Annotated in this window: 16 protein-coding genes; 3 read left to right on the top strand and 13 right to left on the bottom strand. The window is 68.7% G+C overall.

Translation table 11 applies throughout. From position 1 onward, the window contains the following. Positions 1-146 precede the first annotated feature (146 nt). The 6 genes from ACW14X_RS23990 to ACW14X_RS23965 form a co-directional block, all read right to left on the bottom strand. Complete coding sequence (locus ACW14X_RS23990; RefSeq protein ID WP_457163561.1) at positions 147-611, bottom strand: peroxiredoxin; 465 nt, start codon at positions 609-611, stop codon at positions 147-149. Next, positions 608-2,272 carry an AMP-binding protein gene (locus ACW14X_RS23985; protein WP_457163560.1) on the bottom strand — a complete coding sequence of 555 codons (1,665 nt, stop codon included), beginning with the start codon at positions 2,270-2,272 and terminating at the stop codon, positions 608-610. Before ACW14X_RS23985 ends, ACW14X_RS23990 begins: the two co-directional genes overlap by 4 nt. A gap of 69 nt (positions 2,273-2,341) precedes the next feature. Next, positions 2,342-2,755, bottom strand: coding sequence for a DUF3052 domain-containing protein (locus ACW14X_RS23980; protein WP_008358178.1), 414 nt, complete (start codon positions 2,753-2,755; stop codon positions 2,342-2,344). 132 nt (positions 2,756-2,887) lie between these two features. Then, positions 2,888-4,447: a TIGR03767 family metallophosphoesterase gene (locus ACW14X_RS23975; protein WP_457163559.1), complete on the bottom strand. Its 1,560-nt coding sequence runs from the start codon at positions 4,445-4,447 to the stop codon at positions 2,888-2,890. 104 nt (positions 4,448-4,551) lie between these two features. After that, a complete protein-coding gene (locus tag ACW14X_RS23970) occupies positions 4,552-5,049 on the bottom strand; it encodes a GNAT family N-acetyltransferase (protein WP_457163558.1) in 498 nt (165 codons plus the stop codon). A gap of 68 nt (positions 5,050-5,117) precedes the next feature. Then, complete coding sequence (locus tag ACW14X_RS23965; RefSeq protein ID WP_457163557.1) at positions 5,118-6,452, bottom strand: HNH endonuclease signature motif containing protein; 1,335 nt, start codon at positions 6,450-6,452, stop codon at positions 5,118-5,120. Positions 6,453-6,701: 249 nt separating this feature from the next. On the opposite strand from ACW14X_RS23965, the gene ACW14X_RS23960 reads away from it, so the two are divergent. Then, positions 6,702-7,241 carry a hypothetical protein gene (locus ACW14X_RS23960; protein ID WP_160028602.1) on the top strand — a complete coding sequence of 180 codons (540 nt, stop codon included), beginning with the start codon at positions 6,702-6,704 and terminating at the stop codon, positions 7,239-7,241. 200 nt (positions 7,242-7,441) lie between these two features. Here the strand turns inward: ACW14X_RS23960 and ACW14X_RS23955 are convergent, their stop codons facing one another. The 7 genes from ACW14X_RS23955 to ACW14X_RS23925 form a co-directional block, all read right to left on the bottom strand. Next, positions 7,442-8,221, bottom strand: coding sequence for an endo-beta-N-acetylglucosaminidase H (locus tag ACW14X_RS23955; RefSeq protein WP_457166083.1), 780 nt, complete (start codon positions 8,219-8,221; stop codon positions 7,442-7,444). A 144-nt stretch (positions 8,222-8,365) separates the two neighbouring features. Then, a complete protein-coding gene (locus ACW14X_RS23950) occupies positions 8,366-11,326 on the bottom strand; it encodes an alpha-mannosidase (protein WP_457163556.1) in 2,961 nt (986 codons plus the stop codon). Further along, positions 11,326-14,448 carry a GH92 family glycosyl hydrolase gene (locus tag ACW14X_RS23945; protein WP_457163555.1) on the bottom strand — a complete coding sequence of 1,041 codons (3,123 nt, stop codon included), beginning with the start codon at positions 14,446-14,448 and terminating at the stop codon, positions 11,326-11,328. Before ACW14X_RS23945 ends, ACW14X_RS23950 begins: the two co-directional genes overlap by 1 nt. Then, positions 14,445-15,683 carry an AGE family epimerase/isomerase gene (locus tag ACW14X_RS23940; protein ID WP_457163554.1) on the bottom strand — a complete coding sequence of 413 codons (1,239 nt, stop codon included), beginning with the start codon at positions 15,681-15,683 and terminating at the stop codon, positions 14,445-14,447. Before ACW14X_RS23940 ends, ACW14X_RS23945 begins: the two co-directional genes overlap by 4 nt. After that, a complete protein-coding gene (locus tag ACW14X_RS23935; protein WP_201451281.1) occupies positions 15,680-16,537 on the bottom strand; it encodes a carbohydrate ABC transporter permease in 858 nt (285 codons plus the stop codon). Before ACW14X_RS23935 ends, ACW14X_RS23940 begins: the two co-directional genes overlap by 4 nt. A 4-nt stretch (positions 16,538-16,541) precedes the next feature. Further along, complete coding sequence (locus ACW14X_RS23930; RefSeq protein ID WP_457163553.1) at positions 16,542-17,459, bottom strand: carbohydrate ABC transporter permease; 918 nt, start codon at positions 17,457-17,459, stop codon at positions 16,542-16,544. Then, positions 17,456-18,727: an ABC transporter substrate-binding protein gene (locus ACW14X_RS23925; RefSeq protein WP_457163552.1), complete on the bottom strand. Its 1,272-nt coding sequence runs from the start codon at positions 18,725-18,727 to the stop codon at positions 17,456-17,458. The genes ACW14X_RS23930 and ACW14X_RS23925 overlap by 4 nt, the downstream gene beginning before the upstream one ends. A 138-nt stretch (positions 18,728-18,865) precedes the next feature. Between ACW14X_RS23925 and ACW14X_RS23920 the strand changes: the two genes are divergently transcribed. Continuing rightward, the gene (locus ACW14X_RS23920) at positions 18,866-19,888 is read left to right on the top strand and encodes a LacI family DNA-binding transcriptional regulator (protein ID WP_457163551.1); all 1,023 of its coding nucleotides are present in this window, start codon (positions 18,866-18,868) and stop codon (positions 19,886-19,888) included. A gap of 36 nt (positions 19,889-19,924) precedes the next feature. After that, complete coding sequence (locus ACW14X_RS23915) at positions 19,925-21,118, top strand: glycoside hydrolase 5 family protein (protein WP_457163550.1); 1,194 nt, start codon at positions 19,925-19,927, stop codon at positions 21,116-21,118. Positions 21,119-21,207 lie beyond the last annotated feature (89 nt).

The following is a 21,207-nucleotide window of genomic DNA, read 5'->3' as shown; positions in this document are numbered from 1 at the left end:
CGTACCAACCCTGAAATGGAAGTTGAGCCGCTGACGTCTCGGGTCATCAGCGGCTCAACACCTCAAGAGTAGATCCCACCCAGGGCATAGGAAAAGCCATGTAACCAGGCTGTTAACGGACCTTTGATGACCCGTAAACTACTTCCTCACGTCGCCGCGTGGAGATGCCGGAGATGCTCCTCGAGGTCGCGGCCGTCGGCGTTGTCGTTGTGCACGGCCCACCGCACGACGCCCGACTTGTCGATGATGTAGGAGGATCGCCGCGGGGCACCGGTGCGGTCGTTGAAGACGTCGTAGGCCTGGGCGACCGCGCCGTGCGGCCAGAAGTCGGAGAGCACCGAGAAGTTGAGTCGGTCGGTGTCGGCGAACTGCCGCAGGGCGTAAACCGGGTCGCAGGAGATCGCCAGGACCTCGGTGTCGAAGGTGACGAACTCGTCGAGCCGGTCACGCAGTCCGCTCATCTCACCCGTGCACACGCCGGAGAAGGCGAAGGGGAAGAAGAAGATCGCCACGGCCTTCTTGCCCTGGTAGTCCGAGAGGGTGACGTCGGCGCCGAACTGGTCGCGGAGCGTGAAGTCCGGAGCCGGACCACCGATCTCAAGTCCACTCACTGCCCTGCCGCCCTCTCGCCGTTCGATTCTGCCGCCTCGATGTCCCAGGTGGCCAGCTCGCGACGGAGCACCTTGCCGGTCGCGTTACGCGGCAGAGCGTCGGTCACGACGATCTCGCGCGGCACCTTGAAGCGAGCCAGATTCTCCTTGACCCAGTCCTTCAACACCGCATCGACGTCGCCTTCGGCGCCGGGAGCCAGGACCACGAACCCGCGCAGCCGCTTGCCGAAGTCGGCGTCGTCGACCCCGACACAGGCAGCATCGGCGACGAAAGGATGGCGGATGAGGCAGTCCTCGACCTCCTGCGGGAAGACGTTCTCGCCACCGGAGACGATCATGTCGTCGTCGCGGCCCTCGACGTACAGCCGGCCGTCGGGCCCGAACCGCCCGACGTCCCCGGTCGCCATCAGACCGTCGACGACCTCCTTGCCGCCGCCGCTGGTGTAGCCCTCGAAGAGGAGACCGTTGCCGACGAAGATCCGACCGGCCTCACCGTCGGGCACCGGGACGCCGTCGCCGTCGAGGATCTTCATTCGGGTTCCCCACGGCACCTTGCCGGCCGAGGTCGGGGCCTCGCGCAGGTCGACGGGGTCGGCGATCGAGGCGTAGGAGACCTCGGTCGAGCCGTAGACGTTGTAGAGGCTGTCGCCGAACCGGTCCATCCACTCCAGCGCGAGGTCGCCGGGCAGCGCCGAGCCGGAGGACGCGACGGCCTTGAGCCGGGAGGCGATCCCCTCGAGGTCGTACGCAGCCAGCGTCTCCTCCGGGAGCGACAGGATCCGCTGCATCATGACCGGGATGACCACGAACGAGTCGGCCTTGGTCTCCGCGAGGGTCGCCAGCGCATCCTCCGGGTCGAACCGGCGGCGCAGGATCATGGTGGTGCCGAGCAACTCGGCGAAGAGCAGGTGGGCGATCCCCCAGGTGTGGAAGAGCGGCGCGGCGATGAAGCAGCGCCAGCCGTCCTTCATCGGCATCCGCGACATCAGCGCGATCGCCGCGTCGACGCCGGCCTCCTGACGCGGCGCCGACTTGGGCGCTCCCGTCGTGCCGGAGGTGAGGATCACGATCCGCCCGTGCCGCTTCGGCGGCGCTACCGGCCGCGCATCGCCGGAGACCAGCGACTCGAGAGTCTCGCCAGGATCCGAGGAGTCGACCCAGGCGACCAGCCTCGTGGCCGAGGTCGCCGAGGACAGCAGCCCGGTGAACTCCTCGTCGTGGATGATCAGGGCGGGCTTGTCCCGCTCCAGCACCCCGACGAGCTGCGGACCGGCGAAGGCGGTGTTGAGGTAGAGCGCGTCGGCGCCCAGCTTCGCCACCGCCAGGGTCGCGTCGACGAACCCGCGATGGTTGCGGCACATGATCGCGACCCCGTCGCCCTCACCGACCCCCCGGGCCGCCAGGGCCCGGGCGATCGCGTTGGAGCGCCGGTCGAGCTCGGCGTATGTCAACGATCCGAGCTCGTCGATGAGCGCGGTGCGTCGCGGGTAACGGTGGGCGAGGCCGATGAACCCTCCGGCCGGCCCGGTGCCCCAGCGCGCCAGCGCCAGGCCGGTCCGTGCGAGCCCGAGGGGGTTGACCGGCCGGACGATGCCCGAGCCGGCCAGGATCTTCGCCGCGGATCCGGCGGTGCGCGCCTTGGCAGCCGTAGTCGAGAACACCGTTGGGAGTGTAGCCACGCTCACGCTAGGTCTCCTGTGGGTGTCCAGCGATCCCGAGAATCGCGGCCATCAGACAGGAGTCTTCGGCGCCAGCAGACGCGTCGCGGCCCAGTCCTTGCTCACAGATGCGGTGGTGGTCTGGGACAGTCCGGCGATCGGCGCGGCCTCGGCGATGTCGGCCGGGTCGACCGCACCAGGGCGGCCCACCTTCGGCGTCAGCAACCAGATGACGCCGCCACCGACGAGGTCGGTCAGCGCGTCGACGAGACCATCGACGAGGTCGCCGTCGTCATCGCGCCACCACAGCAGCACGGCGTCGACCACGTTGCCGTAGTCGCCGTCGACCAAGTCCGCGTCGACGGAATCTTCGATGGCGACCCGCAGCTCGTCATCAGTATCGTTGTCCCAGCCCAGTTCCTGGATGACCATGCCGGACTTGAGGCCCAGCCGGTCCGCAGGCCCTGTGGCTGCGGTCGAGCTCACGTGTCGTTCCTCCAAAAGCTTGATGTCCACGCCGCTTGCATGAACTTGGTTGGTGGTAGTCCAGCGGAGAACGCTGGTCCACGCAACCCCACCCGCCTGTCATTCGCTAGATAACGGCGTGTCGGAGGCCTTTCAGGCCCTCGGATCGAGCAGATGGAGCAGTACGTTGCGATCCTGCGCCGTCCCTGCCGACGGGTGCTCGGCGAGGCGCACCTTCGGTCCCTGCCAGTCGTTGGCGGACAGCTCACGGGAGAGCGAGGCGAGGTGGCTCACCTCCTCGATCGAGCCGCTCCAGCGCGCGGGACCGGCGTGGTCGAGCATCGTGGTGGCGATGGTGAGCACGTCTCCGTCGGAGATCAGCTCGACGATCCGGCCCTGCTGCGGCCAGTCGATCAGGGACGGAGCGGTGACCTCCCACCACGAGCCGCGGGGCTTCACCGACGTACGGTGGGTATGCCCGTTGAGCCAGAGCACGGCGCTCTCATGGCGTGAGACGGTCTGCTCGATCTCGTCGCTGAGCACCCGGCGGCTGCCGCCGGCGCCGCTCATGTCGTTGACCAGCGAGGCCACGTCGTGGTGGCTGGCGATCACCGCGAGCCGCTCGTCGTAGTCGGTGGAAGCGAGCACGGCGTCGAGCCACTCCAGCTGCTCGGCGTCGATCGATCCCTGGAACCCGCCGGCCGGGTTGACCGTGTCGAGGACGACGAAGGTGACCTCGTCGTTGACGTCGTAGCGGTAGTAGGGTTTGCCGCCGGCCTTGAAGCCGTGGCCCGGCGGCTTCGCCTCGTCGTGCACGTGGGAGTCGACGAACTCCTGCAGCGTCGTCTGCCGGCGACGCCGGTCGGAGGTCACCTCGTACGGCTCGAGCTCGGCCAGCATCCCCAGCGCCACCGGGTCACCGGAGATCAGCCCGGCGATGAGCTTCGCCTTGGCCTCGTCGGTCCAGTGCTCGGGCATGGCGATCGCCTTCAGATCACCGACCGCGATCTCACCGATGGCGGAGCTGCCCGGCACGGTGCCCTGCAGCAGCCCATCGTGGTTGCCGTTGACCGCCAGCCACGGCACCTCCAGCCCGGGCGAGTCGATCGCCTTGCGCACCGCCTTCAGCAGCCCGGGGACGAGCGGGAAGCCGTGGTCCCCGCGGCGCATGTCGTACGTCTCGCCCTGGGGGTGCCAGAAACGCTTGTCCGGCAGCGTGGCGACGCCTTCGTAGTGCAGCATGTCGCCGGAGTCGGGGGTAAGCCGGCCGCCATCGAGCAGCGTCAGATACCAGTCGAGCTCGTTGTACTGCCCGTTGTCGGTGTTGTCGCCGGTCGCGATCGCCAGATCGAGCGGGCCACCACCGACGGGACCCTCGGTGATCTCGTTGACCGCCTCGACCATCGCCGCGCCGACCTGTGCGGTCAGCAGCTCCTGGGCCCGGTACGTCCCGATCTCGTCGATCAGCTCACGGGTCGCGGTGTCGGGGTCCATGAGCCGGTCCAGGACCTCGACCCGAGCCGGCGACTGGTGGTCGCAGATGTGCATGTCGGACAGGTGCGCGACGGTCAGCACCGGGTCGCCCAGCTCCTCGGGCTTCCGCGCCAGTTCGGTGCGCGAGATGTGGCGCTCCTGCGGCCCTTCGGCCAGACGTACGTAGGTGCCCTTCCGGCCACCCGCGACGATCCGCCCGCTCTCGCTCGTGACACCCATCTAAGCCGCCTCTTCTCCCTCACGACCGGCCGCCGCGGTTCGTGCGCGAACGATACTCCCCCTGGCCTGATCGGCGCGGCTCCGGTGGACCCGCTCCGACCTCACTACCTGAATGTCTGCGCGGCAAGGTCCAGGCTGAGCGAAGCCAGACCTTCGACAGGCTTGAATCCGAGCCTCCGGTAGAGACCGAGCGCAGCGTGGTTGTCCGGCTCTGTCACGAGGGACAGTCGTGTAGCGCCCGCCGTCAATGCCGCCCCGCAGACTGCATCGACCAGCGCAGCGGCCACTCCTTGGCGACGAGAACCGGGGAGCACGAATAGGTCGCGCAGTTGCCAGAACTGTCCCATGACCAACGATGCGGGCATCGCATGGCTGGTTGCCAGGCCGATTGGAGGTGCGTGCGCCGGCGAGTCCCCGGGCACCGCCGTGTAGAGCGTGAGCATGTTCGACCGAACCATGTCGGTGAGCCAGCCGAGGGTGCGATCGTCCCCGTCTGGCTGACCGTAATGGCGCCGGTACTGGTTGAACAGGACGCTGGCCGCTGCGAGGGTCTCCGCGGTGTCGCAGGTCAACACCCGCAGCGTGCCTCGAAGGGTCGTCACACGTCGATGATCGCAGGGATCCGCACGCCCCGAACAGGATCAGCCGCGCACGGTGCTCGAGACGTTCGTCATGCGGCGAGGGTGAGGGGTGGGTCGAGGTCGTTGCTGACATCGACCGTGCCGGTCGGGGTGACGAGGTACTGGTAGCCGTGGGGGCTGTGCCATCTGTAGACGCCCACTCTGAGGCGGTGGTAGCGCCAGCCGTGGTGGGTCTTCATCCGGTGGTGTTGTCGGCACAGCGGGGTGAGGTTGCGGCTGCTGGTCGGGCCGCCAGCGGCGTACGCCACGCGGTGGTCGAGGTCGCAGTGCTCGGCGCGGGCTTCGCAGTAGGGGAAGGAGCACTTCTGGTGGAGCAGCTCGGCCTGGCGCCGCTGCCGCGCGGTCGGGACGTAGCCGGCGGCTTCGATGTCCTCGGCCAGGTCGACCACGATGATCGGCTTGATCACGGTGCCCGGGGTGGTGGCCCACTCCTCGAGGCGCTCGATGCTGGCCAGGCCACGGGTGTTGGCGAGACGTACCAGGCCGGTGCCCGCGAGTTCGCGGGTGTCGGTGTGGATGACCAGCTCGACCACCCGAGCGACACCGGGGACTCCGTCGAGGGAGCCGGAGTTGTAGGCCCTCCCGAGGACCCCGAGCGCGGCCGCGCGTCGTACGTCCAGGCTCGCGGTCGCGTAGTCGTCCTGGTCGAGGAGCCCGTGGGCGATCGCTGCGACCGCGTTCTCCAGATCCAGGGCGTCCGCGGCGTCGAGCACGCCGTCGAGATACCCCAACGCGAGTACGGCTTGGCCTTGTTCGGCACCGGTGGCAGCGAATGGGGTGGTCTCGGTGGTGGTGATCGTGACGGAACGGTGCTCGACCGCATCGTGCTCGGCGATCGCGGCAGCCGCATCGGGTTCGAACAGGGCGGCGGCCTGGGTGATCATCCGCTCTAGCTGCCGGGTGCCGACCTGGTGGGCATGGGCCCCGATCTGCTGGTCGACCCATGCGGCGGCATCGGCATCCAGGTCCCTGGTCAGGTCCGCGATCCGACGGGCACGCCAGGCCAGCAGGGACCCGTCCAGGATCCGCGCCCACACGTGCTTGAGCCGGTAACGCAGCTCGACCGCGTCCCCGAGAAACTTCTTCCCCACCTGGGTGGAACGCCCCAACACTGCCGCGAACTCCACGGCGGCCGCCTCGGAGACCAGTGGTGCCCCGGGCCCGGCCAGGGGCAGCATCCGATCTCCAAAGGTGTCCCCGTCCAGCCGCGCAGACTCCTCCGTCGTGTCGACCGAATGCAGCGCCGCGAACCGTGCGGCGGCGATCAGCACGTCCCGGTCAGCCTGCTCCGCGACCGCCCGCGACGTACGCACCGCAGCCAGCAGACTGCTGGTGGTGTCGTCGGGGTCCAAGAGTGCTTCCATGCCCCATATTTTACCAGGCCCCGCCGACAGGATTCGACTCATTTTCCCTGGTCAGATCGCATATTGACGCCAACCTCAGGCCTCGGCACAGGCACCAGATGCGCCACTCACTGATAGGCGTGGCCCGAGCCCGTCGAAGGCCGCTACTAACCCAACCGAAGCTCGACGTGGCTGGCCGCCGACCCCAACTTGGGGGATTCCGATTCTCCGGCGACCATTCACCGACGCCGATTCCAACATCCTCCGCACGTGAGTTCTCTTTGGACGACATTGATTGCCGTTTTGGTTCCTGTGGTTGTTGTCGCTGCAAGTGGGATGGCCAGATACATGGCACCGCGAGCTCGAGCCCTGCGTGCGCTTGACGCGGAGATCGCCACACTCAACAGCTTGCCTTCGGATAGCGTCGCGTACGCCGAGATGGAGGTCGTCGTTCGTCGGCGTGCGAGCGAGTATGCGAGAGCAGCCACTCACAGCCGTCACTGGACCCGCGCGCAGGCAAAAGCGCTGAATCGCGGCCTGCTCATCGGCCTGATCGGCACGATCGGCGGCGCGACAGCAACCTCGTCCGTCGCGTATCGGGTCGGCCAAGACAATTCGGCTCCGGTATACGTGGCTGCGCTTCTCACATTCGTCCTGTGCACCGGATTCGGCGTTGTGATGCTGACCCTGGCCGTCCTGGGCGCCGCCAATCGTGCGGCCGCGGTTGCATGGGCCGAGCTAACGTCCGAGGGGCACAGCCATGTCGACGATGCGAAGGGTGAACGGGAGGCGCAGGACGCAAGTTCCTAACCGTGCCGGACTGGTCCGCTTCCTGATCAAACTGTCAGCATCGTCGGTATCAGGGACTCGGCACGGCCACCGACGCTGATTCGGACCGCACTCCTTCTTCGCAACGTCGTGGCGCGCATCAGGCCGGTTGCGAAGAAGGAGCGGTCATCAGGGGCATAGCCGACAATCACCTCACCAACGGGTAGCGCCCCTGATGTGGCTCAGCCGGTGTAGACGGTCGCCTTGCCGTACAGGTTGCGGGTGACGGTGGAGAGATAGACACTCGCGTCGGACGAGCCCAGGTTGTAGGTGTTGAACACCCCGTACCCCTGAGAGACCGTGCGAGAGGCGAGCGAAGCGGCGGTCGAGGCGGACGTGCCCTGAATGTTGATGGCAGCCGGAGCCAGCGACGCCTTGCCGAGCCCAGGCACGTCAGGCACACCCCAGGTCCCGTAGTAGGGGTTCCAGGCGTAGTCGAGCAGGTCACCGGCGTTGACCCCGCCGTACGAGAGCCGCGAAGCGGACGGCCCGATGAAGTAGAGCGTGATCAGCTTGTCGGGGATCCGCGAGCGCAGCGCTTCGAGGAGGTAGACGAAGGAGAAGTCGTTGGGCTGGCCGGTCCCGTTGGCACCGTAGTTGGACCACTCGTCGTCGAAGTCGATCCCGTCCAGGCCGTACCGGGTCACCACCGAAGCGAGCTGGTCGGCGAACGCCTCGGCGGCGGCGCGGTCGGGGAAGTTGGCGAACCCGGCGCCCTGGTGGTTGCCGAGCACCGAGAGCAGGATCTTGATGCCCTTGGCCTGGGCCGGGCGGATGTGTACGTCGGCGGCGTCGAGCTGCGCCTGCACCTGCGAATTGTTGTAGAGATAGGCCCGCTGGCCGTCGTAGTTGATGTTGGCGGCGAAGATCAGGCCGATGTCGAAGACGTTGCCGCCTCCGGCGAGCTCGTACTTGGCGACGTTGCCGACGCTGTAGTTGTTGACCTCGACATAGCCGGTCATCAGCGTCGGCGACGCGAGCGGGCGTGCCGCGTTCGCCGCCGTGGCCAGACCGGTGACCGCACCGGTGGCACCGATGGCGGCCGCTCCGGCACCGAGGAGCATGCGTCGGCGTGAGATGTGGGGAACTGACATGGCTGATCTCCTTTAGTTGCGGTGGAACCTCAGGGTGCGGACCTCGAAGGCACCGAGACTGAGCGCGACGACACCGCCGTCAGCACTCACCTCCGCGATCGGGTCCTCCACGAGCGAGATCTCTTCGACCCGCCCGAAGCTCTCTTCGACGCGCAGCTCCCCCTGCGTACGCGCGCCGGTGGACTCGTAGACACGCACGACCAGGTCGCCGGAGCGGTCGGCGGCGAGCTTCACGCTCGAGACCACCAGGCCCTCCCCGGAGACGGTCACCAGCGGCTCGACCGCACGGGCTCCCGTTACCGAACGGGGAGGCGTGTTCAGCGCAGCGCCCGCCTCGGTCGCGGCCGCGACCGAGGCGCCGATGACCAGGCCGTAGCGGTGGGTCTGCACGCCCTGGTCGGTCTCCGGGTCGGGGAAGCGCGGCGCGCGCAGCAGCGAGAGCCGCACCTCCGTGGTCAGGGCCGAAGGACGGGTGACGTCGAAGCCGTACGTCGAGTCGTTGACCAGCGCGACGCCAAAGCCGGGCTCCTCGGCCAGCACCCAGCGGTGCATCGAGGTCTCGAACTTCGCCGCCTCCCAGGAGGTGTTGGTGTGGGTCGGGCGGCGGTGGTAGCCGAACTGCGTCTCGGCGAGCGTCTGCTCGGCCTTGACGTCGAGCGGGAAGGCGACCTTGAGGAACTTCTCGGTCTCGTGCCATTCGGTGCTCTGCGAGATCTCCAGCACGCGCGACGCCGGCGCCAGCGACAGCACCTGCGTGGTCGAGGAGTCGGCCGAGATGGGCCGCTCGATGACCAGCCCGTCGGGCGTCACCGAGATCGAGGTGACCTCGCGCAGGTCGGTGACCCGGTTGCGGTAGAACCGGTCCACGTCCCAGGCGTCCCACATGTTCGGGAAGTCCTGGTGGAGCTGGAGCAGGTTGGCCTCGGCCCCGGCCGGGATCGCGTCGCGCCCGGTCGCCAGATCGAGCGCCGAGGTGATCAGTCCCTCGGTGGAGACGGTGACCCGGACGATGCCGTTGTCCAAGACGTACGTCCCGTCCTGCTCGACCACAGAGACCGCCGCCACGGGCTCGGCCATCGTGACCGCACCCGAGCGCCCGTCGGCACGCAGCGGGACCGTGCCTTCGCCGGCGAGGGCGGTGAGCGCCCGGTCGATGAGGGCGGTGGCCGCCTCCGCGACCCTGGCATACTGGGCAGCTGCCTCGCGGTGGACCCAGGCGATCGAGGTGCCCGGCAGGATGTCGTGGAACTGCTGCAGCAGGATCTGCTGCCACAGCGCGTCCAGCTCGTCGTAGGGGTAGTCGACCAGGCCACGCAGAGCGGCAGTGGCCGACCACAGCTCGGCCTCGACGAGCAGGTGCTCGCAGCGCCGGTTGCCCTGCTTGGTGAGGTGCTGGGAGGTGAGGGTGGCGCGGTGAAGCTCGAGGTAGAGCTCGCCGACCCACACCGGCGGGTCGGTCAGCTCCTCCCGGGCCGAAGCGAAGAAGTCGTCGGGGTGGCGCCAGGACACCTGGGCGGAGCCCTCCAGATCACGGAGCCGGCGGGCCTTGCCCGCCATCTCGCGGGTGGTGCCGCCACCGCCGTCGCCCCAGCCGACCGGGGCGATCGACCCGGTGGCGAGCCGGTTCTCGCGGAACTGGCGCGACGCCTTGGCGACCTCCTCGCCGGAGAGCCGGGAGTTGTAAGTGTCCATCGGCGGGAAGTGGCTCAGGATGCGGGATCCGTCGATGCCCTCCCACTCGAAGGTGTGGTGGGGGAACTTGTTGACCTGGTTCCAGGAGATCTTCTGGGTGAAGAACCACTCGAACCCGGCCCGCTTCATCAGCTGCGGCAGGGCCGGCGAGTAGCCGAAGGAGTCCGGCAGCCAGACGCCCTTGCAGCGGATCCCGAACTCGGCCTCGAAGAAACGCTGGCCGTAGAGGAACTGCCGCACCAGCGACTCCCCCGACGGCATCGTGGTGTCGGACTCGACCCACATGCCACCCAGCGGGATGAAGCGACCCTCCGCGACCGCGGCCTTGACCTTGGCGTAGACCTCGGGACGGTGCTCCTTGAGCCACGCATACTGCTGGGCGCTCGACATCCCGTAACGGAAGTCGGGGTCCTCGCCGAGCAGCTCGGTCATCGAGGAGGTGGTACGGGCGACCTTGCGGATCGTCTCGCGCACCGGCCACAGCCAGGCCGAGTCGATGTGGGCGTGGCCGATCGCGGCGATCTGGTGGGCGGAGTCGTGCGAGGTCGCCTCGAGCACTCCGGTCAGCACCGAGCGAGCCGAGGCCGCCGTCTCCGCGATGCGCTGCAGGTCGACCCGGTCGAGGGCGTCGTCGATTGCCTGCAGGATGCGGAATTTGCGCGGCCCCTCGGGCAGCTCGACCTGCAGCTCGTGGAGTGTCTCCAGGTCGAGGCAGAGCTCGAAGACGTCCTGCTCGAAGACGGCCAGCTCGATCCGCCGGGTCGTGTAGAGCTTCTTGGGCGAGGACGTCTGGATGTCCCCTTCCTGGGTGGGCAGGAAGGGGTGGTAGTCGAGCAGCACCGGGTTGGCCGCGGCCTCCAGGAAGAGCTCGACCTCCTCACCACCGACGGCCTCCGACGCCACCAGCACCCACTGGTTGCGCGGGTTGAGGCTCTTGATCGGCTCGCCATCGGGTGTGTAGGCCAGCCCCTCGCACTGGAAGCCGGGCATGTTGACGTCGAAGCCGAGATCGCAGACCAGCTCCACCCGGCGTCCGGCCCACTCAGCCGGGACCGTTCCGGTGATCCGGAACCAGGTCGTTCCCCAGGCCGGACCCCAGTCGCTGCCGACCTCGAAGGGCTCGTAGGTCAGGCCCAGCCCGTCCGCGGGAGCGATCGGCTCCCCCGGAAGCTCGTGCCACTCGACGCTCACGGGCGCCGCGGTGGTGTGGACCGCCGGCCACAGGCGCTCCTTGAGGACCCGGCTCACGCGGCCTTCGGTGAGGTGTACGTCGTCGTGCATCAGTGCTCGTCCTGTCTGTTATCGAGGTCGTCTTCGATGAGCTCCAGCTGCGTGAGCACGCAGTCGGACAACGCGGTGAACCGTACGGCGCCCGCCACGACCGGGTCGCCGCGCCTGATCCGGAAAACCCTGGTCTGACCAGCCCAGACGTACGTCTCGCCAGCCCGCTCCTCGCGGGCGACCGTCACGCCGCCGGCATCGAGGTACTCCAGCTCCCAGCCGATCTCGCCCGTCAGGGCCGAGGTGACGGTGTAGAGCGACAGCCTCCGCTCGCCGGCCAGCGTCACCTCCACCTGTTCCCCGGCCGACAAGGCCACCTCGGTCTCGCCCAGGTCGTCCACCAGCGCCGAAACCGCACTTGTTGCGGCCGAATCGGTAGTTGTGGGCGACGAAAGTAGAGCTTCGTCCCCCACAGCTGCGGACTCGGCCACCAGTTCTGCAGATTCGGCGAGATCGACGATCGGCTGACACGTTCCGGAGACCACCGAGGCTGAGGGTGGGCGGGAATCCTTCGCCCAGCCGCACGGCACCTCGGAGAGCTCGATGACCAGGTGGCCCCCTTCGACCAGCCTGGCGTGCGGGATCGAGATCTCGTCCCAGGGCGCGCCGTCGAGCATGACCGAGCGGATGTGTCCCCCGGTCCCGACCGCCTCGATCACGATCTCCTTGCCGCCGACCGGCCGCAGCACGGTGCGTCGCACCGACGGCGGCACGATCACGTACGAGGCCGTGCCGGGCACCAGCGGGTAGAGGCCGATGGTGGCGAAGACGTACCAGGCCGACATCTCGCCGTTGTCCTCGTCACCGGGATAGCCCTGGCCGAGGTCGGAGCCGACGAAGAGGCGGGTGAGGCACTCGCGGACGATCCGGTGGGCGTCGTCGTGGCGCCCGGCGAACATGTACATGAACGGGATGTGGTGGGCCGGCTGGTTGGAGAGGCCGAGCATCCCCATCCGTACGTCCCGGGCCTCCGTCATCTCGTGGATCGCGAACCCGTAGTGACCCGAGAGCGATGCCGAGCCGGTCTCGGGACGCGCGAAGAAGGCGTCCAGCTTCGCGCCGAGAGCCGCCTCGCCGCCGTGCAGCTCGGCCAGGCCGGCGCCATCGTGGGGCGCGGTGAACGCGGTCCCCCAGCCGTTGGTCTCGGTGTAGTCGTGACCCCACTCGTCGGGATCGAAGCTCTCGCGCCAGCCGCCGGCGGACGTTCTCCCGATGAAGAACCCGCGAGAGGTGTCGAAGACGTGGCGATAGCCCAGCGCGCGGCGCGCGAAGTAGATCTCCTCGGCGGCAAGGTCCTCATCCGCCCGGTCCGGGTTCAGGACACCTGCCAGGCGCGAGATCGACCAGTCGTTGATCGCGTTGTCCAGGGTCCACGACATTCCCTCGTGGGTCTCGGTGTCCACGTACCCACGGAAGATCGCGCGCCGCAGACCCTTGCGCCCGACTCGTACGTCATCGGCGGGCAAGGTCGCGTTCTTCAGCGCCGAGGCGTACGCGGTCTCCAGGTCGATCCCGGGGACGCCCCGCAGCGCCAGGTCGGCGAGGACCGTGTCGAAGGTCGTGCCGGTCATGCAGTCCTCGGCGGCCGGAGCGCTCCAGCGCGGAGTCCAGCCACGGTCGCGGAAGTGCTCGACGAAACCTTCGGCGAGCGAGCCGGCGCCGGCCGGGTCGAGCAGCGCGAGCAGCGGCCAGGCGGTGCGGTAGGTGTCCCAGAATCCGTGGGTGACCGTCATCGGCGCGTGCCTGACCGTGGTCAGGTCGTAGGGCGAGGTGTGCGCGTGCGTGGGCCCCTCGCCGTAGCGGTTCGGGTAGAGGAAGAGCCGGTAGAGGCCGGAGCGGATCGAGACCAGCTGGTCCTCGCTCGCCCCCTCGACCTCGACGGTCGCCAGCGCCTGCTCCCAGGCCGCGCGTGCCCGCGCCGCCATCTCGTCGAAGCTCCCGGCAGCCTCGAGGTTGGCTGCCGCCTGCTCGTCGCTGACGGTCGAGATCCCCAGACGTACGTCGACTGCCCCGGCACCATTCAGCGCGATGTGGCCACGGAGCCGGCCGGCACCCAGACGCAGCTGGGAGGTCCCGGCGACGCGGAGGTGGATGTGCTGGGCAGGCTTGCCCTCGCGATCGGCGAGGAGAGCGCGCACGATCGCCTCTCCCCGGTCGTTCTCGCAGGTCAGCGTGCGGATCTCACCGTGGTGGTCGAACACCAGCGACCGGGCACCGGTGAACCGCATCCCGAGCGCGAAGTCACCGGGGACGAGCTCGGCGGTGACCCCACCGTCGAGCGTGACCGCGTAGCGGTGCGGCCCTGCCTCCTCGTCGGCGTGGTCGAACCCCAGCGCTCGCGCGCGCCGGTCGTCGTCGGGCTCGGCGAGCGGACTCGGCATCAGCTGGAAGACCCCGTGGTCGCCCATCCACGGGCTCGGGATGTGCGAGGTCGCGAACGCCTCGATCGCGGGCCGGTTCGGTCCGCCGGTGGTGTCGCGGTTGTGCGCGTGCCACGCGTAGGGCCAGTTGCCCGCAGCGGCATCGGTCATCGGCAGACCGAAGACGCCCCCGTGCGGCAGCCCGACCAGCGGCGCGTTGTTGCCGCGCGAGAACCGGTCGCTGGAGTGGGTCCCCCGGCGGATGTCGACCAGGTCGAGCGGCGCCGCCGGGAAGGCGCGGACGGGACGTACGCCGATGTCGTCGACCCACACCCGCAGCGGCACCTCCGCGGCACGGACCACGACCAGGAGCCGTTCGATCCGTCGCCCGGCCAGCCCGGTCAGCGCCACCCGCCGCAGGTTCCACTGGTCGACCCACGCCCGCTTCCCCTCCCCCTGCGCAGCCGGCGTCAGCGCCTGGCTGTACTGGTCGACCAGCCCGACCTCGCTGAGCCGCCGCCCGTCATCGAGCAGCCCGTCCACACAGACGTACGTCGAGTCCCACCGCCGCTCATCCGTCGACGCCGACTCGGGCAGGACGACAAAGCACAGTTCGTCCCACTCGGCCACCTCGATGGCCGCCTCCAGAGGGAGCTCGGCCTCGACGTCACCACCGCCGGGCGCCACCTCGAGAAGCCAGGCGTCCTCCGACGAGTAGCCGACCCCGGCCCGGGCGGCGACGGGATCCCGAGGACCGGTCACACCGAACCCTCGACCAGCGAGACGGCCGCACCGACGAAGCTCGCGCCCACTGGAAGCAGGGGCAGAATCACCGTCTGGTAGGCGTGGTAGACGTCCGGCTTGCCCGGCCAGACTGTCGCGGAGGGCCGGTTGGACGGATCCAGCTCGTGATGCCACGAACCACCCTCTCGGTCGACCAGATGCTCCTCGCAGTAGGCCCACCAGCGGCGTAGGTCCGCCAAAGCCTCAGCAGAACCGGTGTCACGGAAGAGCGTCCAGGCCGCCGCGACCGCCTCGGCGGCGACCCAGTGCATCCGCTCGCGCCCCACGGGCTGGTCGGCGAAGTCGGTCGTGTAGACGAAGCCGGGCGCCCCGTCGACCGACCACCCGCGCGAGGCCGCCGCGGCGAGCAGCGACTGCGCATCCTCGAGCAGCCACGACGGAGCCTCCGCCCCGAGCAGGGTGCGCGCATGCAGCGCCAGCCGCGCCCACTCGAAGAGATGCCCGATGGTGACCCCGTACGGCCGGAACGGATGTCCCGGCTCGTCGATGTTGTAGTCCAGCTCCACGGTCCATGCCGGGGAGAAGTGCTCCGGCAGCCGCCAGTCGTGCTCGCGCGCGAAGCCGTGCACGACCCGCTCCAGGATCCGCAGCGCACGCTCGAGCCAGACCCGGCGCCCGGTGACCTCGGCGACCGCGAGGAACGCCTCGACCGCGTGCATGTTGGCGTTCACGCCGCGATAGCCGTCCAAGGTGGACCAGTCGGCGCTCCACACGTCGAGGATCATGCCGTCGTCCTCGCGCCAGAACCGCTCCTCCATCACGCTCAACGCCTCCTGGAGCAGCGCCGAGGCCCCGGGGTGACCGGCGGCGTACGCGGTGGTGGCGGCGAGCACGACGAAGGCGTGGGCGTAGCCCTCCTTCACGGTGCTCATCACCTCGCCGGTCTCCGGGCAGACCGCGGAGTGCCAGCCGCCGTTGTCGTCGTCGTGGAGCAGCCCGGTCAGGGCGGCGACCCCGTGCTCGACGTACGCCGAGGCCCACCCCTCACCGCGCAGCTGCGCGAGCCCGAAGACGTGCGTCATCCGGCAGGTGATCCAGGTCTCGACGGGCCGGTCGGGAGAGAGCCGGCCGTGCTCGTCGAGCCAGCCGAAGCCGCCGCCCTCGTGACGGGACCCCCGCGCGAAGGCCAGCAGGCGCGAAGCCTCCTCCTCGAAGCGGGCGATCTCGGCGGTGGTCAGTTGCAGGTCGGTCATCCCTTGATGGCCCCTTCCTCGACCCCGCGGAAGAAGTAGCGCTGCAGCACCGCGAAGACGATCACGATCGGGACGAACGAGATCATCGTGCCTGCCGCGATCAGGCGGGGGTTGTTGGTGAATGTGCCCGACAGATACTGCAGGCCGACGGTCAGCGTGAGGTTCTCCGGGTCGGTCAGCACGATCAGCGGCCACAGGAAGTCGTCCCAGGCCCCGATGAACGCGAAGATCGAGATGACGCTGAGCATGCCGCGTACGCCGGGGAGGTTGACGTGGATCAGCCGCTGCCAGGCGTTGGCACCGTCCACCTTGGCGGCCATCTCGAGCTCGTCGGGGATCGCGGTGAACGCAGCCCGCATCAGCAGGACGTTGATCATCCCGATCATGCCCGGCAGCGCGACGCCCAACAGGGTGTCGGTGAGCCCGAGCGAGCGGACCGTGACGTACTGGGCGATGATCGTCGCCTCGCCCGGCAGGATCAGGGTGGCCAGCAGCGCACCGAGCACCAGCCGGCTCCCACGGAAGCGCAGCTTCGCCAGCGCGTAGCCCGCCATCGTGGCCCCGATGACGTTGCCACCCACGACCAGGATCGCGACGATGATCGAGTTCATCGCGTAGTCGACGACCGGGACGACCTCGGCGACCTTGGTGTAGTTGGCGAACGTCGGATCCTCCGGGATGAACCGCGGCGTCGCCGTGTAGATGTTCTCGTCGATCCCCTTCAGCGACGTCGACAGCTGCCAGAGGAACGGCAGGATCGTGATGACGAGCACCACCGCCAGCAGCGCGTAGCGCAGCACGACCTCGCCCATCGACATCCGGTGGAAGGCGTACGCCTTCTGCTTCGCAGCCATCGACTCAGCCGTCCTTCCTGTTGAGACGGACCAGCAGCACCATCGGGACCAGGGTGAGGACGAAGAGCAGCAGGCTCAGCGCGGAGGCGTAGCCGAGGTGGCCGGTGAAGCCGGTGGAGTACATCTGGATCAGCATCACCACGGAGCTGACCCGGCCTCCCGGTCCGCCGGTGCCGCCGGTCATCACGTAGAGCTCGGAGAAGACCCGCAGCGAGGAGACCGTGATCAGGATGGTGATCAGCAGCATCGTGCCGCGTACGCCGGGCACGGTGATGCTCCAGAACCGGCGCACCGGGCCGGCGCCGTCGACGGCGGCGGCCTCGTGCAGCTCCTTGCCGACGTTCCCGAGCGCGGAGAGGTAGATGATCATGTAGTAGCCCAGGCCCTTCCACACCGTCAGGCTGATTGCGCTGAACAGCAGCAGCCAGCGGTCGGTGAGGAACGGCAGCGGCTCCTGGACCACCTGCAGCGCCTGCAGGATCGCGTTGATGGCGCCGCGGTCGTCGAGCATCCAGTTCCAGATCAGCGCGACGACCACCGCCGAGGCGACGACCGGGGTGTAGAACGCCACCCGGAAGAAGGTCAGGCCGGGGAGCTTCTTCTCCACCAGCACCGCCAGCAGCAGCGGCAGCATGGTGAGCAGAGGTACGCAGACCAGCATGTAGAGGACCGAGTTCGTCAGGGCGTAGACGAGCTGGTCGTCGTCGAGCATCCGCTCGAAGTTGGCGAGCCCGACGAAGTCTCCTCCGCCGAGCGGCTTCTTGTCGGTGAAGGCCATGTAGACCGTGTTCAGCGCCGGATAGAGGTTGAACACGCACAGCCACAGGGTCGCGGGCGCGACGAGCAACCAGGGCGTGAACCACTTGTGTTCACGCACCCGGCGGCTCATCCCGGTGGAGTCGGGCACGGTGGAGACCGTCACTGCGCCAGCAGCTTGTTGCACTCCTCGACGGCGTTGTCGAGGGCTTCCTGTGGCGTCGCGTCACCGCTGATGGCGAGGCCGATCTGCTGGTCGATGATGGTCGCCATCGCCGGCGAGACCTTCGGGTTGTTCGGGATGGCGGTGGTCAGGGTCTTCAGGCCGGTGACCTTCGCCTTGGCGGCGACGGTGCCGTCGTCCTCGGTGAAGTAGGGGTCCTCCTGCGAGGCGACGGTGCTCGGGTAGACACCCGGGGCCAGCTTGGCGAACTCGCGCTGGTTGTCCGGGTTGGTCACGAACTGGGCCAGCGCGTTCGCAACGGCGAGGTTCTTGCTGTTGGCGTTCACCGAGAGGCCTTGGACGTAGAGCGGGCCGTCGCCGAAGGCCGGCGAGATCTCGGTGCCCTTCGCGAGGGTCGGGTTGGCCTCCTCGAGGCCGGAGATGTTGGAGCTGCCCGTGGTCCAGGCGGCCTTCTCCTGGTTGTAGAGCTCCGCGTTGCCCTGGAAGGTGTCGGTGAGGATGTCCTTCGGCAGCAGCCCGTCCGCATAGGCGTCGGCGTACTTCTGGACGAGCTCGACGGCCTCGGAGGTGTTGAAGGTGAGCTCGGTGCCGTCCTCGTTGAAGATCGGTACGTCGGCCTGCTGGAGGTCGTTGAGGCCGGGCTTGCGGGTCATCAGGTAGACCTTGCCGCCGGACTTCTCCTTGAGCGTCCGGGCCTGCTCGATCAGCGAGTCGAGGTCGGTGGGCAGGTCGGCCGGGTCGAGCCCGTTCTCGGCCAGCATGTCCTTGTTCCAGTAGTTCACGTCGGTGCCGAGGTACCACGGGTAGCCATAGGTACCGTCGAGGCCGTCGTACCGGTAACCCTGCAGGCCACCTTCGACGAAGGTCCCCTCCAGGTCGACGTCGGTCTTCTCCAGGTCGAGGAGCTGGTCCTGCTGGGCGAGCGGAAGAGCGAAGTCCGGCGGCAGGTTGGTGACATCGGGGAGGTCGCCGGAGGACGCCTGGGTCAGGACCTTCTGGTCGTAGCCGTCGCCGGGCTGATCGAGCCAGGTGACCTCGACGCCGGGGTTCTCCTTCTCGAAGTCGGCGATCACGCCTTCGACGTAGTCGGTGAACTTGGGCTTCAGCGCCCAGGTCTGGATCGAGACCTTGCCCTCGATCTTGCCTTCGAGGTCACCGGCGGACGGCTCGTCACCGGCCCCGCAACCCGTCATCGCAGTGATGCCCATGGCCAACCCAGCGGCGACCCCCACCAACCGGCGTACGCTCATTTCTGGCTCCTTGCTGAAAGCTTTAGATAAAGCGGTTAAGTTCGGGCCGTACTATTCACCGAACGAGGTGTGCCGTCAAGGCATCCGTGTGAGGGGCGCCACAATCGCCTCCGGCCTCGCCCCAGGAAGGACTTGTCGATGGCACGACCCACGATCGCGGACATCGCAGAGCGCGCCGGCGTCTCCAAGGGCGCGGTCTCGTTCGCACTCAACGGGCGGCCGGGGGTCAGCGAGGAGACCCGGCGGCGCATCCTCGCCGTCGCCGACGAGATGAACTGGCGCCCCCATCGCGCGGCCAGGTCCCTCGGCAACGCGCGCGCCGGAGCGGTCGGCCTGATCCTGTCCCGCCCCGCACGTACGCTCGGCCTCGAGCCGTTCTTCGGCCAGATCGTCTCCGGCCTGCAGGCCGGCCTGGCCGAGGACGGCACCGCGCTGCAACTGCTCGTGGTCGAGGACCCGGAGGCCGAGATGGCGGCCTACCGGAACTGGACCGCCGAGAGGCGCGTCGACGGCTTCGTGCTCCTCGACCCGCTCATCGACGATCCCCGGTTCGCGGCGCTGGAGGCGCTCGAGGTCCCGGTGATGGTGCTCGGCGGGCCGCTCGAAGACACGTCGCTGAGCTTCACCTGGGCCGACGACAGCGAGGCCATGCACGAGGCGGTCGACTACCTCGCCGCGCTCGGCCACCGCCACGTCGTCCACGTCGCCGGCATGCCGCAGTTCCTGCACACCAAGCGCCGGATGGACGTGCTCACCGAGGCCAAGGAGCGCCACGAGCTGGCCGAGGTGGTCTCGATCCCGACCGACTACAGCGACTCCGAAGGGGCGGTCATCACCCGTCGGGTGCTGTCCCGGCGGGATCGGCCGACCGCGATCGTCTACGACAGCGACGTGATGGCCGTGGCCGGTCTGGGCGTCGCCCTGGAGATGGGCGTACGGGTGCCGCAGGACCTCTCCATCCTCTCCTTCGACGACTCGCTGCTGGCCCGGCTCACCCATCCTTCGCTGACCGCACTGACGCGGGACACCCAGGGATGGGCCGCCGAGGCCGCCCGCGGGCTGCTCCGGCTGATCGCTGACCCGACCCTCGCCGTCCGGCATCAGTCGAGCACCCCGGTGCTCGTCCCGCGGGAGAGCACGGCTCCGCCCGCCGGACACTGATTGCCCCGGTTTACTTAATCGGTTTATATTGCGCGGGTGCCAGCTCTCCCGACGCCCTCCGCCCCTGCCCCGTTGCGCTTCGGCGCCAACCACGTGCCCTCATCCGGCTGGTTCTACTCCTGGCTCGACTTCGACGCCGACCAGATCGCCCGCGACTTCGACGACCTCGCAGGTCTCGGCCTCGACCACGTACGCATCTTCCCGGTCTGGCCGTGGATCCAGCCCAACCGCTCGCTGATCCGGTCCGCGGCGGTCGACGACGTGCTCACCACCATCGACCTGGCCGCCGCCCGCGGGCTCGACGTCTGCGTGGACCTGATCCAGGGCCATCTGTCCAGCTTCGACTTCCTGCCCTCGTGGGTGCTCACCCACCACCAGCGCTCGCTCTTCAGCCACCCCGAGGTGCGCGCGGGCCTGCGCACCTACGTCGACGCGCTCGCCGGCGCGGTCGCCACCCGCGACAACGTCTTCGCACTGACTCTCGGCAACGAGGTCAACAACCTGTGGCCGTCCAACCCGACCACCATCGCCGAGTCCCGCTCCTGGGCCCAGGAACTCCTCGAGACCGCACGCAAGGCCGCCCCCGGACTGCTCTGCCTCCACTCGCTCTTCGACGACGCGTTCTACGCGCCCGACCACCCTTTCGGGCCCGCGGACGTCACCACGCTCGGCGACCTCAGCACCGTGCACTCCTGGGTCTTCAACGGCGTCGGCGCGATCGACGCGCCTCTGGGTCCGGCCACGCTCACGCATGCCGACTACCTGGTCGAGCTCGCCGCGGCGTACGCCGCCGAGCCCGGGCGCCCGGTCTGGCTCCAGGAGATCGGCGCTCCCCTGCCGGAGATCGGTCCTGACAGCGTGCGCGAGTTCGTCACCGGCACCGTCGACCACGTCGTCCAGAACCCGGCCCTGTACGGCATCACCTGGTGGTGCTCCCACGACCTGGACCGATCGCTGGTCGACTTTCCCGATCGTGAGTACGACCTCGGGCTCTTCACCGTCGACCACCGCCGCAAGCCTGTCGCCGAGGCGCTGGCGGAGGCGATCGCGGCGCACAGCGGTCCCCGCGCCGAGCCGGTCCGCCGTCAGCGGATCGAATGCCCTGTAGACCTGATCCGCGAACCCGAGCGCCGCGCCGAGGTCGCTCCCGGCAGCGACTTCCACCGCGCCTGGGTCGCCGCCCGCGTCGACGGTCCGGTCGAGATCGTCCCGCCCGCCCCCTCCTCCTGACCTCCGCCGGGGGTCTTCGTCAAGACCCCTTGACACGGCGCGTGACATTGATCACACTCTAGTCACTCCAGTGTCGAACCGGTTCGAAA

It is taken from the genome of Nocardioides sp. YJ-D4, from assembly GCF_054031495.1.
This window is presented reverse-complemented; position numbering and strand designations above follow the sequence as displayed.

Excerpts from the sequence above, each read along its gene's own strand:
- ACW14X_RS23975 (WP_457163559.1), bottom strand. The coding sequence starts at position 4,447 with ATGGGTGTCACGAGCGAGAGCGGGCGGATCGTCGCGGGTGGCCGGAAG.
- ACW14X_RS23965 (WP_457163557.1), bottom strand. The coding sequence starts at position 6,452 with ATGGAAGCACTCTTGGACCCCGACGACACCACCAGCAGTCTGCTGGCT.
- ACW14X_RS23955 (WP_457166083.1), bottom strand. The coding sequence starts at position 8,221 with ATGACCGGCTATGTCGAGGTCAACAACTACAGCGTCGGCAACGTCGCC.
- ACW14X_RS23950 (WP_457163556.1), bottom strand. The coding sequence starts at position 11,326 with ATGCACGACGACGTACACCTCACCGAAGGCCGCGTGAGCCGGGTCCTC.
- ACW14X_RS23940 (WP_457163554.1), bottom strand. The coding sequence starts at position 15,683 with ATGACCGACCTGCAACTGACCACCGCCGAGATCGCCCGCTTCGAGGAG.
- ACW14X_RS23935 (WP_201451281.1), bottom strand. The coding sequence starts at position 16,537 with ATGGCTGCGAAGCAGAAGGCGTACGCCTTCCACCGGATGTCGATGGGC.
- ACW14X_RS23925 (WP_457163552.1), bottom strand. The coding sequence starts at position 18,727 with ATGAGCGTACGCCGGTTGGTGGGGGTCGCCGCTGGGTTGGCCATGGGC.
- ACW14X_RS23920 (WP_457163551.1), top strand. The coding sequence starts at position 18,866 with ATGGCACGACCCACGATCGCGGACATCGCAGAGCGCGCCGGCGTCTCC.